The organism is Arthrobacter sp. P1_D4 (assembly GCF_056406115.1).
In genome coordinates this window covers 139,032-154,113 of sequence record NZ_JBFUAU010000001.1, presented here as the reverse complement: position 1 = coordinate 154,113, position 15,082 = coordinate 139,032, and the positions used below count along the sequence as shown (strand labels likewise).

The window sequence follows — 15,082 nt, the reverse complement described above, 5'->3', positions numbered from 1 at the left end:
GGTGTACGCCGTACACCGCGCGATTCATGTACCACCGCCACCAGCCATCCCAGCCAAGGACCACGCCGTGACAACACACGCCAGCAGCGCCCCCGTCCCCCGTGTCCGCCGCCGCCCCCAGTGGCCAGTGGCCGCCGGATTGATCCTTCTCAGCCTCATCCCGGTGATCGCCGGCGCGGCGCGGCTGACGGAACTGACCGGCGGTGCCGCCATCACCGCCCAGAACGCCCGGTTCTTCGCCTCGCCCGTGCCTGTGGTGACGCACATCCTTAGCGTCACCACCTACAGCCTGCTCGGTGCGTTCCAGTTCCTCCCCGCGCTGCGGGGCCGCCGCGGCTGGCACCGGGTCGCCGGCCGCATCCTCGCGCCGGCGGGCTTGCTGGCCGCCCTGTCCGGCCTGTGGATGGCCGTCTTCTATCCGCTGCCGCCCGGGGACGGACCGGCGCTGTTGGTGCTGCGGCTGGTCTTCGGCTCGGCCATGGCGGCGAGCATTGTCCTGGGAGTCGTGGCGGTTGTGCGCCGCGACTTTGTGCGGCACGGCGCGTGGATGACGCGCGGCTACGCGATCGGCGTCGCCGCGGGAACGCAGGCGCTGACAGGGCTGCCGTGGATGCTGCTGGTGGGCCCGCCCGACGAGCCGACCCGGGCGGTGCTCCTGGGGGCAGCCTGGGTGATCAACCTTGCGGTGGCCGAGTACGTCATCCACCGGCGCGCCAGGCGGACCGTGCGCACCAGACGGACCGTGCGCTTGCCCGCCGTCGTCGAAGTCGCCGGAAGCGTGCCGGCTCGCCGTACTCTTCCGGCGAAGCGGACGGTTTCCGGCGACGTGGAGGCCGGGCGGCTAGACTCACGCGCATGACAATTGTGGACGATCAGGGCCGCCCGGAGCCTCCCCTCGCCTCCGACGAAACCGCGACCCTCCTGGGTTTCCTGGACTACCAGCGGGCCACGCTGGCGTGGAAATGCGCAGGGCTGGACGCGGCCGGCTTCGTGGCTACTACCGCTGCCTCATCGATGACGCTGGGCGGGCTCCTAAAGCACATGGCCTATGTGGAGAGCGAATGGTTCTCCCGTTCCCTGCACGCCCGGGACCGGGAGGCCCCGTTTGCCGCCGTGGATTGGAAGGCCGACCCGGACTGGGAGTGGCACTCCGCCGCCGGGGACACCCCGGACCAGTTGCGCACCCTGTGGCAGGACGCCGTGGACCGGTCCCGGGCCAGCGTCACGGAGGCCCTGGCCGGCGGCGGCCTGGACCAATTGGCTCGTCGCCCGTGGCCCGACGGTTCGGCACCGAGCCTGCGCTGGATCCTGTGCCACATGATCGAGGAGTATGCCCGGCACAACGGCCACGCCGACCTCCTCCGCGAGGCCCTAGACGGCGAGACGGGGGAATAGGCGGCGAAACAGGGGAGTAGCCTCGAGGCACCCCTCCAACCACTTGTTGCGCTATCGGTCATGGCTGTTATGGACGCCGAATGACGACCAGGACTGATAGCGCAACCAGGTTAGGCAGCTTGGATTTAGTAGGCCTTGACCCGCTGTTCGACGACGAGGTGGACCAGGGCGAACACACCGTCCCGGTCGATGGCGGCCAGCGCCGCCTCGAGGGCGGCCGGCACGTCCTTATCCTCGGTGACGGTGATGCCGAAACCGCCGAACGCCCGGGCCATCATGCCGAAGTCGGGGTTCTTCAGCTGCGTCCCCGACACCCGGGACGGGTAGTGGCGTTCCTGGTGGGTGCGGATGGTGCCGTACTCCTGGTTATCCATCACGATGATCAGCGGCGTGGCTCCGTACTGGGCGGCCGTGGCGAGCTCCTGGCCGTTCATGAGGAATTCCCCGTCGCCCGCGATGGTGACCACCCGGCGCTCCGGGCTGGCCAGCGAGGCGGCGATGGCCGAGGGCACCGAGTACCCCATGGAACCGTTCCGGGCGCTGATCATCGAGGCGTAGCGCCGGGTGGGGAAGTACCGGTGCGCCCAGTTGGTGTGCTCGCCCGCCCCAAACGTCACCAGGGCGTCCTCCGGCAGCAGCGGCACGAGGTTGGCCATCAGGGTGTCCATCTTCGCGGGCCCGTCGCCGGGGACCGACGGCGGCAGGCTGGCGAAGGAGCGCTGCTCGGCGCGCATCCGGGCCGTCCACGCCTTCCACTCCTCCTTGACGGGCAGGTCGATGTTGACCAGGTCCCGGACGAAGGCGTCCGGCTTGGCCAGGATCTGGCGGGAGACCGGACCGGAGCGGCCGCGCAGCGAGGGATCGATGCTGACGAGGAAGTTGTTCTTGTTCCAGTCCTGCCGGCACACGAAACCGTCCGTGATCACGTCCCCCGGGACCGTCCCGACGAAAACGAGCAGGTCGGTTTCCTCCAGGAGGTCATAGGTGGGGCGGGGCCGGCCGTAGCCGATCGGCCCCACGTAGCTGGGCGAATCAAAGGAGACGGTCCCCTGTGTCCGCCACTCCGCCGCGGCCGGGATGTGGTGCTTTTCGAGCCAGCGGGTTAGTTCCGAGGCGGCTTCCTGGGTCCAGTCATTCCCGCCGGTGACAAAGAGCGGCTTCTTCGACTGTGCCAGCGCCTCAGCCAGCGCACCGGCATCGGTGCTGCTCATCCCGCCCGCGGCCACCGGGATGGCCGGGTGCAGGGCCGGATCAATGGGGACCCGGATGATGTCCTCCGGCAGGCCCACTACCACGGGCCCGGGACGGCCGCTCATGGCCGCGAACATTGCCTCCGCGACAATTTCGGAGGCCCGCTCGGGGTGGTCCAGGACCATCACGCGTTTGGCGCCCGTGTCGAACCACGCCTTGATGTCGAACTCCTGGAACGCCTCGCGGTCCCGGTGCGCGAACGGAATCAGTCCGACGAAGAGCAGCATCGGGGTGGAGTCCTGCCACGCGGTGTGCAGGCCCACGTGGGCGTTCGCTGCCCCGGGGCCGCGGGTGACCATGGCGACGCCGGGACGCTGGTTCATCTTGCCGTCGGCCTCGGCCATGTAGGCGGCACCGCCCTCGTGCCGGCAGACCACGGTCTCGATCTCAGAGCCGTGCAGCCCGTCGAGGACGTCCAGGAAGCTTTCCCCGGGGACAACAAACGTGCGTTCTACCCCGTGCGCCGCGAGCGAATCAACAATCACGTGGCCGGCGGACTTGAGGGTGCTGGCGCCGTTGCGGTTATCCAGGACAGCCCCTGGGGCCGTCTGCACGGGTTTGATGGTGTCGCCTTCAACTGGGTGCGTGTCGGTTGCGGTCATTATGGATGCAGACTCGGTTTTCATCACTACTTGTCTTCTTGGGTTGGGTTGGGTTGGCGGGCATGGCATGTCCACTGAATCCAGCGGAACGGTGGCTAGTCTGTTTCCGGTCCGGTGCAGAAGAAGCAGACGTCCTCGCAGCTGTCGTTCGACGCCGGCGGCTTGTCTTTGTGCGCAGCTGGCGGGTCGAGTTCCTGCAGAGTGCTGGTTCGGCCGGGACTCAGCGGGTTTCGTGGCTTCATGAAGGCTTTCGCGTTGGGTGCCGGGTTGCGGGATTGGTCGGCACTGGGATGTTCGATTAGCGGATTGGAGTCCGGTTGGCCAGCACGGGCGCGGCGCCAGTGAAGCCGTCGCGGGTTTCGGCGATGTCGTGGATTTGTTTCCGGCAGGCGTACCAGCCGCCTACCATCAGCGCGCAGGCCACCAGGGTCACCAGCAATGTGAGCGGGGAATCGATGAAGACCATGACGAGGACGCCGAGCAGGAATACCAGGGAGAGGTAACCGGTGTAGGGGGCGCCGAACATCCGGAAAGTGGGGCGCTCAAGCCAGCCTTTGTCTGCCCACCGTTTGAGCTGGATCTGGCAGAGCACAATGGTGGCCCACGTGACGACGATGCCTACAGCGGCGACGTTCAGGACGATCTCGAAAGCCTGGCCGGGGACCAGGTAGTTCAGCGGGACCCCGAGGAGGGAGACGCCGGCGGTGATGGCGATGCCGCCGTAGGGGACACCGGCCTTGTTCATCCGCTGGGCGAACTTCGGGGCCGATCCGGCCACTGACATGGAACGCAGGATGCGGCCGGTGGAGTAAAGACCGGCGTTCAGCGAGGACAGGGCGGCCGTGAGGACCACGAGGTTCATGATGACGTCCACGCCCTGGATACCGATGGATCCGAAGAACGTCACAAACGGGCTGACGCCTTTTTCATACGAGGTGTAGGGCAGCAGCAGGGCGAGCAGAATGACCGAGCCGACGTAGAAGACGGCGATCCGGAAGACCACGGAGTTGATGGCCTTGGGCATGATTCTTTCGGGGTTTTCGGTTTCGCCGGCGGCGGTACCGATCAGTTCGATCGAGGCGTAGGCGAACAGCACGCCCTGCATAAGGATGATCATGGGCAGCAGCCCGTTGGGGAAGAGGCCGCCATTGTCGGTGATGAGGCTGAATCCGACTTCCTGGCCTTCCACGGGCGTGCCGAACATGACGAAGTAGGTGCCGACCAACAGGAATGCGACCAGGGCCGCGACCTTGATCAGGGCGAACCAGAACTCGAGCTCGCCGAACACCTTGACGGAGACGAGGTTGAGGCAAAGGACCACGACGAGGGCGATCAGCGCCCACGCCCACTGCGGTACGGCCCCCATCCAAGGGATGTATTTGCCGAAGAAGTTCATGTAGAGGGCCGCGGCGGTGATGTCCACGATGGTGGTGGTGGCCCAGTTGATCCAATAGAACCAGCCGGAGATGAACGCGGCTTTCTCTCCGTAGAATTCGCGGGCGTAGGACACGAACGATCCTGACGAGGGCCGGTGCAGCACCAGTTCACCCAGGGCGCGCAGGATCAGGAACGCGAAGAAGCCACAGACGGCGTAGGCGATGACCAGTGACGGGCCTGCCGCGTTGAGCCGGCCGCCGGCACCCAGGAACAGGCCGGTCCCGATGGCCCCGCCGATCGCGATCATCTGGATCTGCCGGGGCTTCAGGCTCTTGTGATAGCCCGAGTCCTCCGCGTGGATCAGGGAATCCGAAGCGTGGGCGTGGCCGCCATCGGCCTGGTACAAGCCAACCTCGTCATTGGGGTTGTTGGGCATGGGTGTTCCTTTCGATCTGTCAGAGATCTAAATGGGGTTCTGGAGGGAGATTGTGGGGACAGCCGGACGTCAGATCAGAAAATCGACCACCCGGTCCGGTCGGACAGGTCAGCGAGAGCCGCCGTGCCTGCCAGGGAATTTCCTTTGGAATCCAGCCGCGGGCTCCAGACGCAGATGGCGCACTGGCCGGGGACAATCGCCAGGATGCCGCCGCCTACACCGCTTTTCCCGGGAAGTCCCACGCGGTAGGCGAACTCGCCGGCTGCGTCATACATGCCGCAGGTCAGCATGATGGAGCCGATGCGCTTAGCCTCGCTCCTGGAGATCACCGCGCCTTGTACTCCACGACCATCCTGCGCGAGGAATAGACCTGCCTTGGCCACCTCCACGCAGGTCATCATGATTGAGCACTGCCGGACGTAGTTCTCCACCACGGCTTGTGCGGGCCGCCGCAGGTTGCCGAATTCCTTCAGGAAGTGGGCGAGGGCCAGGTTGCGGCTGCTGCTGGAGAGTTCACTCTTTGCGGCCGCCTCGTCGATGAACGGACCCTGTCTTCCATTCTGGTGACCCACCTGGCCGGTGAGGAAACGCAGGACCTGGGCGGCGGCGTCGGGAGTTCTTTCCATCAGATGGTCGGTGACCACCAGGGCGCCCGAGTTGATGAACGGGTTCCGCGGGATCCCGTGCTCGACTTCAAGCTGGACCAAAGAGTTGAAGGACGTCCCTGAAGGCTCGCGAAGGACCCTGGACCACAACGAGCCGGAGTCATCGGCGCCGAGCGCCATCGCCAGGGTGAAGACCTTGGAGATGCTCTGGATCGAGAACGGAAGATCGGCGTCGCCGGAACTGAATAGCTCCCCGGACGTTGTGGCAACCGCGATGCCGAAACGGTCGAACGGCGGGGACTGCAGGTGGGGAATGTTTGCGGGGACTGACCCCGCTTCCGTCCGGGGCCGGTGGCCGCGGACAATGTCATCCAGTAATAAGGCAAGCGGCGGCGAATCAAGTGTTGTCATCATTTCTTGCCCACGTGCTCCTTCTGTGTGCCGGACCACTCCTGAACATGCAGCAGCGCGACCAGTGCATGGCGGGGATTGCCGAAGTCCAGGCCGGTGACCCGGCTGACCTTGCCGATCCGGTAGTAGACGGTGTTCTTATGCAGCTGCATCCGCTTCGCGCACTCGGCCACGTCGAGTGACGCGTCGAAGAAGGCACGCAGGGTTACGGCCAGTTCCGCGTCGTCGCGGAGCAGGGCCCAGAGGCTGCGGTGCCGGAAGGCCGCCGTCGTAAAGTTCTCCACTGCGTCGTGGAAGAGGATCTCGGCTTCGAAATCGTCCACCGTGGCAACCGAAACTTCGCCGGAGCGGCGCATGCAGCCCAGCAGCGCTTCGCATATTCCGGTCACAGAATGGATTGATAGCAGATCGGGAACAGCGGGGCCGACGGCGGCAAAGGGGCTGATGCCGAGGTGCTTGTTGGCGTCCTTGACGATTGCCTCGGCCAGACTCCGCAGACCGGCCCCGGCGTTGGCGGACTGCAGCCCGGGAAGGATCACGGCGGTGTCGCCGTGAAACTGTCCCACGATGGCTGAAGGCTTGTAGGCGGCTGCATGGATTGAAGCGAGGTTGGCCAGCTCGCCGTGTTTGAGTGCGGCGTCGTTCTCCTGGGCTTCGGACGCGGAGAGGCCAATCAGGATCAGGGCCGCAGGGCGGTCCGCTGGGATTTTCTCGCTGTGCGCGCTCGCCGCAGCCTCCGCGGGACCCGAAAGGAGGCGCACGATCCGGTCCTCGCGCATGTGCACGGATTGCTGGTTGCGGTACCGGATCAGCTCGGCGGAGGCCCGCGCGGCCGAGCCGGTGAGCACATAGTCGACGTCGTCGCCGAAGCCCCCGCCGGTTTCCTGGAGCCAGATGTAGCCCATGATGCGGTCACCGGCGAACAGGCTGATGGCGACGCGCTCCCGCAGGCCGTCCTGGGGCCGGGCGGGAACCCGGACCGGCAGGCGCGTCCGGTGCAGCTCGCGGTAGGCGCCGAGGTCCTTGAGCAGGAGTTCGTATTTGCGCGGGCCGCGCCGGGCCAGGATCGAGGCCTTGCGCAGCTCGTCAATGGCGTTGGTGACCGTGGAGTAGGCCAGGACCTTGTTGGCGGCGTCCTCGATCACCACGTGGCTGGAGGTCAGGCGGGCCGTCGTCTGGGCGATAGCGAAGAGGTCTTCTTCGAGCAGGGTCAGCACTTCGCGCTGGTAGCTGGGCGGCTGGATCCGGTCCTTGGCGATGGACAGCAAGCGGTCCCAGTCTGCCGCCGGGTCCACCAGCAGCAGGCCGGTTCCGGCGGCGCGGAGCAGCTCTTCGGCTTCCGCCAGTTCGTCGGGGCTGCCCTTGACGGCCAGGACCAGGGGCGGGCTTTTCAAGAGGCGCCGCACTGCGGGCAACGCGGAGCGTCCGCGAACGCCGATCAGCAGGACGAACGCAGTCGCGCCGTCGGCGGTCTCGTCATCGGCGTCGACGATCAGAAAGCGTTCGATCACAGCATCCGTGCGGGAAGGCCGAAGCATCAGGCTGGCGAAACCCAGCGGAAGATCCGCGAGGATGTCGTCCACTGTAGCTGCGGCCATGGGCTTCTTTCTGACATTGGCACCCTTCCCGGACGGCTTTGTCCGGACACCTCAGCCTATCCAGCAGGCATCGCCCAAAGTATGGAAAAGTTCCTAAATTACGCGGCCCGTTTTAGGTCTACGGACCAAGGTGAGGTCTGCAGAGCTGCGGGGGCCCATCGATTGCTCCGTAGGTGCCGTAATCACTCGTCAAAAGGGCTTTTACGGAGCAACCGACGGGGTTTGAGGACCGGAAGGGGACCGGTCATCATGGAGTGTTGGTGCGTCACTGCGGAACCGACGTCCGCCGCACCCGCCGCCACTGGCGCTGACGCCCTTAGGAGAACGCATGGAGACGCCCCCGGACCTGATCGACTTCACGGCAGGCGGCGCCCGGTCCGGAGACCTTGAGGTGGCCTGGATCCACGGCTCGGAGTCGGCGAAGCACAACACGGACCCGGACATCCAGGTCCACGCCTACGACGGGCACACGTTCATCCTGCGCCAGAACATGGCGGTCAACTACGAGGCGCCGTTCATGTTCCTGCTGTTCGGCAACGCCAGGGCCGTCCTGATCGATACCGGCGCGACCGCATCCGCGGACTTCTTCCCGCTGCGCCGCGTTGTCGACGGCCTCATGGACGCGTGGCTCGCCGCCCATCCCCGCGACGGCTACGGCCTCCTTGTCCTCCATACCCACCCGCATGGCGATCATGTCGCAGGCGATGCCCAGTTCGCCGGCCGTCCCGACACCGTTCTGGTGGATGCGGCCCGGGACAACGCCTGGGAATTCTTCGGATTCACTGACGCCAGTGACCCGGACGCCGGCGACCCGGACGCCGGCGGCGGCGCCGGTCAGCCCGCGCAGGTGGACCTCGGCGGGCGCGTCCTGGCATGCTGGCCCAGCCCGGGGCACCACAACGCGGCCGTGACGTTCTACGATCCCCACACCGGGTTCCTGCTCACCGGAGACACGGTCTATCCCGGCCGGCTCTACATCCAGGACTGGCCAGCGTTTGTGAGCACCATCGAACGGCTGATCGGGTTCTGCGCCACCCACACCGTCACCCATGTCCTGGGCTGCCACATCGAAATGTCGCGGCAGCCCGGCGTCGACTATCCGATCTTCACCACCTACCAGCCCGACGAACCACCGCTGCAGATGACCGTGGAGCAGCTCCGGCAGATCCGCCGGGCCATCGACGAGGTGGGCGGACGCCCCGGCCGGCATGTGTTTCCCGGGTTCATCCTCTGCCTCGAGGGGGAGTGAGCGGACGGTAACGCCGGTCTCCAGCCCTCAGCGCCCCCGCAGCGACGCCGCGGCCGGGACGCCGGGCGGGAAATCGGGCAGCGCCCCGGCGGGCGTGTGGAAGATCCACAACGAGAGCGCACGATAGGTGGCCCAGTCGTCGTCGGCCGCCCGCAGGGACGCGATCTCGGTGCCGTCGGGTTGCCTGGTGGTGCGGATGACCTGCAGCCGGACCGGCGCGGCCTCCGGCAACCGGAGCGTGACTGTCCCCGAAGCCGGCAGCGTGCCGTGCGGGAAGCGGACTGCGGCGCCTCCGACCGAAATGTCCAGCAGCTCTCCGCTGGTGCCCTCGGCCTCCACCGGCGCGGACACCTCCATCCGGTAGGCGTTGCGGCGGGATGTGGCGAATTCGGCGGCCCGGATCCTGCGCGTCCCGAGCACCAGGACCGCGCCGGCGAGCACCAGCCAGGCACCGGACGCCACCGTGGAACCGGGCGTCGTGCGCCAGGGCACCAGCCCGGCCAACCCGGCGGCCGCGTAAAGAATCACCGCGGAGATGAGGACAACCATCACGATCAGGATGCGCGGGGTCCGGCCCCGGAGCCGGAGGTCGGCGGCGCCCTTGGGCGTCACCTGGAACTCCAGGATGTTCCGGGACATGAGCCACCAGAGGCACGCCAGGCCGACCGGGACGCGGAAAATCCGCAGGGCGAAGGCCGTGGGCCAGTGGATTTCGTTGCGCATCAGCTGCTTGGACCCCCACAGGCGCACGGTGAACATGACCAGGAAGACCCCGGTGAAAAGCAGCGGCCCGGCGGTGGAGGTCTGCGCCCCGGACAGCATGATCACCACCGGAATCAGGAAGGCCACCAGCGTGGCGATGCCCTCCAGCCACCACAGCGTGCCGTTGAGGTACTCGTGGTAATTCCGCCACGACAGCCACCCCTTCGCCGCCCACAGCTTCTCGTGGACGAGGATCTGCATGGCGCCCATGCCCCAGCGCCGGCGCTGCAGCAGGTACTGGTCCGGCGTCGCCGGCGCGAGCCCGACGGCGAGCGTCTGGTGGTGGTAGACGGTCCGCCAGCCGCGCCGGATGAGTTTGAGCATGGTGTGCATGTCCTCGGTGATGGTCTCGGTCGCCACGCCGCCCACCTCCTCCAGGGCGCTCAGGCGCAACAACGACGTCGACCCGCACCAGAAGGGTCCGGCGCCGGGTACGTTGCGGGACGCCATGAGGACGTTGAAGAAGGTGCCCTGCTCACCCGTGATGCCGTCGTCGTCGAACGCGCCGCCGTTGTAGAAGGACTGCGGACCCTGGATCAGGGCGATCCCGGGGTCTTCGAACCAGCCCAGGGTGGCGGTGAGGAACGTGGGCAGCGGGACGTGGTCGCAGTCCAGGACCGCGATGATGTCGATGCCCGGGCCGCCGGCGGCCTTCTCCGAGGCCATCAGGGACAATGCGTGGTTCATGTTGCCGGCCTTGGCGTGGTCGTGGACGGCCCGTCGGACATACCGGGCGCCGTAGGCGACGCACATTTCTTCGACCCAAGGCCGGTCGCCGTCGTCGAGAACCCACGTCTCATGCGCCGGGGCCAGTTCGCAGGCCGCCGCAACCGTGGGCGTCAGAACCTCGATGGGCTCGTTGTACGTGGGGATCAGCACCGCCACCCGCATGCCGTTCGGGGCCTCCGTCACGGGCGCCGGCGGATGGCTGTCGATGTTCCACACTGACCACGCCTTCAGGATGAGTCCGGCCAGCGGCAGGGCCTCGAAGGTGACCAGGATCCAGGCGATGGCCAGGTTCCATTCACCCGACGGCATCGTGAACAGGACACGCCACGTCAGGTAGAGGACCAGGGCGGCGATGGCCGCGATACCGCCGACATGGGCCAGCCTCCGGGACCGGGGTGCTTCCGCTCCGGGAGGTCCGAGCCGGGCGGCCCAGCCGGCAATGCCGGCCGGGTCAGGGCTGTGGCGTCCGGTGGTACGGGCCGCGGCGCAGCACCCGGGACCGGATCCGCCGGAATCCTTGCGCAAAACCACGTAGGGAGTGCGCTTCGTCCTACTGCTTTGATCTATTGTTTTGCAACGTGCTCCGCGTCCTCGGGTCCGACGAAATTGCACGAGCCGGGGTGGCGCTTGGGCAACGTGCACGTGCGCCCGGTGGGCAGGTGGACGTTGGCGCACCGGCCCGCCATGGCCACGTCTTCGCGGACATGCGTGACGTGCGTGCTGCTCTGGTCCTCTGGCGCTTCCTCGCGGCTGGTTTGTAGGGGGCTTCCGGACGCGCTCTGGTTTTGGCTGTTCACGGCTGCAACTCCTCGGGATCTGCTGTGCAGAAAAGATGGGAAGGATGCTTAGTTTTATCCGAAGTCCCCAGCTTCGCACGGGTGGGTTAACACCGGGTTACGGGAGTGTAAGGATCCCGTCTCGGCGAGAGGGCGGGTTGCAATGGCCGCGGTTTGCTGCCGCGCGGACCTTTTGCCGCCGCCCGGCTGTTCCTCATACTGGAAGGCAGATCCGCGATTCCGACAGGCGAGGACGGTGGTGACTGATGAGCAGCGGGGTCAGTGGTTCCAACAGCGCTTTCCGGCGCCGGGTGGAGCGTGCCGCGGAACTCCGGGCCGTGCGGGCCTCGGGCAGCACCGCGCAGGAGAACGACGAGCTCAACACCGCCGAGAAGGAACTCCGGCAAAAGCGCGCCAAGATCGACGACGCCGCCAAGGCCGAGTACCTGATCCGGGATGCCATGGCGCAGGGCAAGTTCGACAACCTCAAGTACGCCGGCAAACCCATTCCCGGGCTGGGCGAGGCGTACGACCCCGACTGGTGGGTCAAGGGCCTGATCCAGCGGGAGAACATCTCCGGCCTGGGCCCAAAGGCCATCCTGCTCCGCACCGAGGACGCCGAGCTCGACGCGCGGCTCGATGCCCAGTTCAGCGAAAAGCAGGTCCGCGAGATCGTGGAGGACTTCAATGCCCGGGTCATCGACGCCCGGCGGCAGCTACAGGGCGGGCCGCCCGTGATCACCAAGACGCGGGACGTCGACGTCGAACTGGACCGCTGGCGGGGCCGCCGGGCTGCCGCGGCCGCCGTCGCCCCTCCGGAGCCGGAGCCGAAGCGGCCCTGGTGGCGGCGGCTGTGGAGCGGGGCGGGCCAGGCGCCGCCGAACTAAACGCCCACAGGCTACGGGCGCCGTCGAACTCCTTCGGCTTATTACCCGGGTTACCCGGGTGCCCGCCCTTCGCAGCTGCCGCAGAGAAAACATCTAGGAGATAACAATGTCTGAACAGGAACCCGTTCTGGTTGTCGGTGCAACGGGATCGCTCGGTGGGCAGGTCGTCGACCGGCTTCTTGACCGGGGCAAGAAGGTGCGGGCGCTTGTCCGCCCGAGCTCGGACGCGGGCAAACTCGAGGCCAAGGGCGTCGAGATAGCCCGCGGCGACATGCTCGACCTCGATTCGCTCGTCGCCGCGATGACCGGCGCCGCCGCTGTGATCACGACGGCGGCCGGGTACACCGGGAAGAACAAGAACGCCCACGAGATCGACACGCGGGGCAACGCCAATCTCGCCATCGCCGCCAGCAAAGCCGGGGTGCCGCGCTTCGTGCTCACCAGCATCCTCACGAGCGACCAGACACCGAATGTGCCGCATTTCTGGCACAAGAAGCTCGCCGAGGACAAACTCGAAGAACTCGGCGTCCCGTTCGTTGCCCTGCGTCCCGGAGCATTTTTCGATCAGATCGCCCAGATGGGCGGTGACCCGTTCGAGAAGGGCCGGATCGTCTGGCTTGGCTCTAAAAGCGTGCCCCTGACATTCGTTCTGGTCAGCGACGTCGCGACTTATCTCGCGGAAGCCGTTGACGCGGACATCGCCGCCGGGGAACGCATCGATCTGGGCTGGAGCCGGCCGATCAGCATGCAGGAGGGCGCTGGGCTGGTGTCGCGGCTGGCGAACAAGAAAATCAGGGTCGTGTCCATTCCCGCCGGTCTGCTCCGCGCTGTGGGCAAGGTTGCGGGAAAGTCAGCCCCGCTCATGAAAGACATGGGAGCCATGGCGGCCTGGTTCGATACCGGCCGCTACGTGGCCAAGACCAGCCGCCAGGCAGAGCTCTTCGGTCCCGCGCCAACTCCGGAAGACGCGGTCGCGCGCTTCGCTGCGCGGTTGGGCCATGGAGGAGCGCAGTCCTAATGGGTGTGGCGGGGTCCAGATTAACGGGCGGTCCCGCCGGGTCGCACGTGCGGCCGCGAGATGCCGGTCAAAGGTCCGTGGCTCCGCGGACGCAATCGGCGTAGCCTGCGCTTAGGGGAGCACTTCGCGCACCCGCGCGTCGGCACGAAACGGACGATGCCATGAAGAAATACGGCACAGATCATGATCCGCGGCCGGCGGCTTCGGCCGGGTCTGGGCGCCCGTCATCAGCCCGTGCACCGCTTCGCCTCGCCGCCATCCTGGCGTTTGCCGGCTTCGTGCTGTCAGTGGTCGCCGGGTTGCTCCATGCCGATACGGCCAGCGCAAACGACCACCCGGCGACGTTCGCGGAGTACGCCCGCAGCGGTATTTGGACCGCAGTCCACCTCGGCCAGTTCGCCGGCATGGCGCTTCTCATCTCCGGGCTGCTGGTCCTGCTGGTGGTCCTGAAAGCACCGGAGGGGGCCATGGCCTGGACGGCCCGCTTCGGCGCTGTCGCCGCGGTCGCCGCGCTGACACTTTACGCGGCGCTCCAAGCCGTCGACGGCGTTGCCCTCAAGCACGCCGTGGACGCCTGGGCTGCGGCTCCGGAGCCGGAGAAAGCTGCGCGGTTTGCGACGGCCGAGGGTATCCGTTGGTTGGAGTGGGGCATGCGCAGTTACCAGAGCTTCGTATTGGGCGTGGCCCTGGTCCTGACCGGTGCCGTGGTTGTCGGGGCGCGCCGCGTCTCCCGGCTGATCGGCTTTCTCATGGCGCTGACCGGGCTCGCCTACCTCGCCCAGGGCTGGATCATCGGGGCCGAAGGCTTCTCCCCGGCGAACACCATTCCCACGCTGGCGGGCATTGTCCTCATCCTCGTGTGGTCCGTGTGGCTGCTGGTCAGCGCCTGGTTCGGGAAGGACGCTCCACCCGGCGACAGGTGACTCGGCTGGCGGACCCTGTCCCCGCCCGGCCGAATTCGCCGGAAGCCTGCCAGTTCGCCGGAAAAGTCCGGCGACTTCGGAGGCATCCGGCGAATTCGCGCCCTTCAAGACCGGCGGCCGTCGGCTACTTGGCTCAGGGCAGCCGGTAGCGGATGCCCCAGCTGAGGTGCCAGGTCTCGCCGGGGGCCAGCCAGCGCAGGCCTTCGCCACTGTTGAAGGCGTCCGCCGGGGCCGTCATGGGCTCCAGCGCCACCGCCGTTACCGGGCCGCTCTCGCTGGGGAAGACACGGGTGGTGAAGGCCTGGACGTAGCCGAAGGACGCATCCATGAACAGTTGCACCTGGCGGCCGTCCGGGGCTTCCAGATAGTGCAGTGAGCTGCCGTCCGGTTCCCGGAGAACGCCGCTCCAGGCGTCGTCGAGGGCGACCTCGCGAATTAGCTGCCCTGCCCGGAAGTCGTGCTTAGTTCCGTGGACAGCCGTGGTGGCACCGGTCGGATTAAGTCGGTCGTTGACTTCGAGGTGGGCGCCGGCATTGATGACGAGCTTGAGGTCTTCCGTGGGCACAGCACCCACCCGGAGGAAAGGGTGGGCCCCCACGGCGACCGGGGCGGCCTTGGAGCCGGTATTGGTCAGGCTGTGGGTGACAAGAAGTCCATCTGCCGTGAGCTGGTAGCCGACCGAGGTCGCGAGTTGAAAGGGGTAGCCCGGTGCTGAGGTGATATCGGCGGCCAGCGTAATGCTGGCCGCCGTCCGGCGTGCTACCCGGTACGAGGCGCCGGACAGCAGCCCGTGCAGGGCGTTGCCATTCTCGGGTTCCGTGATTTCCAGCTGCTGCGGTACACCGTCGTAGGTCCACCGGCCATCGGCCACCCGATTGGGCCACGGCACCAGGACCCAGCCGGCGCACGAGGGCGGAGCGGACTGGGCCGGGTAGTCCTGCAGGAGGGCGACGCCGTCGATTTCCAGGGCACGCAGGCTGGCGGCGATTTCCGTGACGACGGCTTTTTGGCTGCGGCCGTCCAACATTCCCTGCAGTTCGTAGTGCTCACCCATCGGCGAAGT

The 15,082-nt window shown here is 67.0% G+C and carries 13 protein-coding genes; 6 read left to right on the top strand and 7 right to left on the bottom strand.

Annotated elements, in window-relative coordinates; translation table 11 throughout:
* Nucleotides 1-67: 67 nt before the first annotated feature.
* Both AC1D0A_RS00715 and AC1D0A_RS00710 read left to right on the top strand, forming a co-directional pair.
* Entirely contained in the window at nt 68-859 is a 792-nt protein-coding gene (locus AC1D0A_RS00715) for a DUF2306 domain-containing protein (RefSeq protein ID WP_476942855.1), read from the top strand.
* Complete coding sequence (locus AC1D0A_RS00710; protein WP_243181666.1) at nt 856-1,395, top strand: DinB family protein; 540 nt, start codon at nt 856-858, stop codon at nt 1,393-1,395. Before AC1D0A_RS00715 ends, AC1D0A_RS00710 begins: the two co-directional genes overlap by 4 nt.
* Before the next feature lie 125 nt (nt 1,396-1,520).
* Here AC1D0A_RS00710 and AC1D0A_RS00705 read toward each other — a convergent pair whose 3' ends face one another.
* The 4 genes from AC1D0A_RS00705 to AC1D0A_RS00690 all read right to left on the bottom strand — a co-directional run bounded on the left by AC1D0A_RS00705 (nt 1,521) and on the right by AC1D0A_RS00690 (nt 7,675).
* Nucleotides 1,521-3,248, bottom strand: a complete 1,728-nt coding sequence (locus AC1D0A_RS00705) for a thiamine pyrophosphate-dependent enzyme (RefSeq protein ID WP_243181667.1) — start codon at nt 3,246-3,248, stop codon at nt 1,521-1,523.
* Between the two features lie 298 nt (nt 3,249-3,546).
* Nucleotides 3,547-5,061 (bottom strand): amino acid permease, encoded by a 1,515-nt coding sequence (locus tag AC1D0A_RS00700; RefSeq protein WP_243181668.1) that lies wholly within the window; start codon nt 5,059-5,061, stop codon nt 3,547-3,549.
* A 74-nt stretch (nt 5,062-5,135) separates the two neighbouring features.
* Entirely contained in the window at nt 5,136-6,080 is a 945-nt protein-coding gene (locus AC1D0A_RS00695; protein WP_243181669.1) for a glutaminase, read from the bottom strand.
* Nucleotides 6,077-7,675, bottom strand: coding sequence for a PucR family transcriptional regulator (locus AC1D0A_RS00690; protein ID WP_243181670.1), 1,599 nt, complete (start codon nt 7,673-7,675; stop codon nt 6,077-6,079). The genes AC1D0A_RS00695 and AC1D0A_RS00690 overlap by 4 nt, the downstream gene beginning before the upstream one ends.
* A gap of 328 nt (nt 7,676-8,003) precedes the next feature.
* On the opposite strand from AC1D0A_RS00690, the gene AC1D0A_RS00685 reads away from it, so the two are divergent.
* On the top strand, nt 8,004-8,924 hold the full coding sequence (locus AC1D0A_RS00685; RefSeq protein ID WP_476944960.1) for an MBL fold metallo-hydrolase: 921 nt from the start codon (nt 8,004-8,006) through the stop codon (nt 8,922-8,924).
* A gap of 27 nt (nt 8,925-8,951) precedes the next feature.
* Here the strand turns inward: AC1D0A_RS00685 and AC1D0A_RS00680 are convergent, their stop codons facing one another.
* Both AC1D0A_RS00680 and AC1D0A_RS00675 read right to left on the bottom strand, forming a co-directional pair.
* Nucleotides 8,952-10,946, bottom strand: a complete 1,995-nt coding sequence (locus AC1D0A_RS00680; RefSeq protein WP_476944959.1) for a glycosyltransferase family 2 protein — start codon at nt 10,944-10,946, stop codon at nt 8,952-8,954.
* 32 nt (nt 10,947-10,978) lie between these two features.
* Nucleotides 10,979-11,212: a hypothetical protein gene (locus AC1D0A_RS00675; RefSeq protein ID WP_028276090.1), complete on the bottom strand. Its 234-nt coding sequence runs from the start codon at nt 11,210-11,212 to the stop codon at nt 10,979-10,981.
* Between the two features lie 245 nt (nt 11,213-11,457).
* Between AC1D0A_RS00675 and AC1D0A_RS00670 the strand changes: the two genes are divergently transcribed.
* The 3 genes from AC1D0A_RS00670 to AC1D0A_RS00660 all read left to right on the top strand — a co-directional run bounded on the left by AC1D0A_RS00670 (nt 11,458) and on the right by AC1D0A_RS00660 (nt 14,019).
* Complete coding sequence (locus AC1D0A_RS00670; RefSeq protein ID WP_476944958.1) at nt 11,458-12,078, top strand: DnaJ family domain-containing protein; 621 nt, start codon at nt 11,458-11,460, stop codon at nt 12,076-12,078.
* Nucleotides 12,079-12,184: 106 nt separating this feature from the next.
* Nucleotides 12,185-13,096: an SDR family oxidoreductase gene (locus AC1D0A_RS00665; RefSeq protein WP_476944957.1), complete on the top strand. Its 912-nt coding sequence runs from the start codon at nt 12,185-12,187 to the stop codon at nt 13,094-13,096.
* 161 nt (nt 13,097-13,257) lie between these two features.
* Nucleotides 13,258-14,019, top strand: a complete 762-nt coding sequence (locus tag AC1D0A_RS00660; RefSeq protein WP_476944956.1) for a DUF4386 family protein — start codon at nt 13,258-13,260, stop codon at nt 14,017-14,019.
* A gap of 133 nt (nt 14,020-14,152) precedes the next feature.
* Here AC1D0A_RS00660 and AC1D0A_RS00655 read toward each other — a convergent pair whose 3' ends face one another.
* Nucleotides 14,153-15,073, bottom strand: coding sequence for an aldose 1-epimerase family protein (locus AC1D0A_RS00655; RefSeq protein WP_476944955.1), 921 nt, complete (start codon nt 15,071-15,073; stop codon nt 14,153-14,155).
* Nucleotides 15,074-15,082 lie beyond the last annotated feature (9 nt).

Excerpts from the sequence above, each read along its gene's own strand:
- AC1D0A_RS00660 (WP_476944956.1), top strand. The coding sequence starts at position 13,258 with ATGAAGAAATACGGCACAGATCATGATCCGCGGCCGGCGGCTTCGGCC.
- AC1D0A_RS00685 (WP_476944960.1), top strand. The coding sequence starts at position 8,004 with ATGGAGACGCCCCCGGACCTGATCGACTTCACGGCAGGCGGCGCCCGG.
- AC1D0A_RS00665 (WP_476944957.1), top strand. The coding sequence starts at position 12,185 with ATGTCTGAACAGGAACCCGTTCTGGTTGTCGGTGCAACGGGATCGCTC.
- AC1D0A_RS00670 (WP_476944958.1), top strand. The coding sequence starts at position 11,458 with ATGAGCAGCGGGGTCAGTGGTTCCAACAGCGCTTTCCGGCGCCGGGTG.
- AC1D0A_RS00710 (WP_243181666.1), top strand. The coding sequence starts at position 856 with ATGACAATTGTGGACGATCAGGGCCGCCCGGAGCCTCCCCTCGCCTCC.
- AC1D0A_RS00690 (WP_243181670.1), bottom strand. The coding sequence starts at position 7,675 with ATGGCCGCAGCTACAGTGGACGACATCCTCGCGGATCTTCCGCTGGGT.
- AC1D0A_RS00700 (WP_243181668.1), bottom strand. The coding sequence starts at position 5,061 with ATGCCCAACAACCCCAATGACGAGGTTGGCTTGTACCAGGCCGATGGC.
- AC1D0A_RS00705 (WP_243181667.1), bottom strand. The coding sequence starts at position 3,248 with ATGACCGCAACCGACACGCACCCAGTTGAAGGCGACACCATCAAACCC.
- AC1D0A_RS00695 (WP_243181669.1), bottom strand. The coding sequence starts at position 6,080 with ATGATGACAACACTTGATTCGCCGCCGCTTGCCTTATTACTGGATGAC.
- AC1D0A_RS00655 (WP_476944955.1), bottom strand. The coding sequence starts at position 15,073 with ATGGGTGAGCACTACGAACTGCAGGGAATGTTGGACGGCCGCAGCCAA.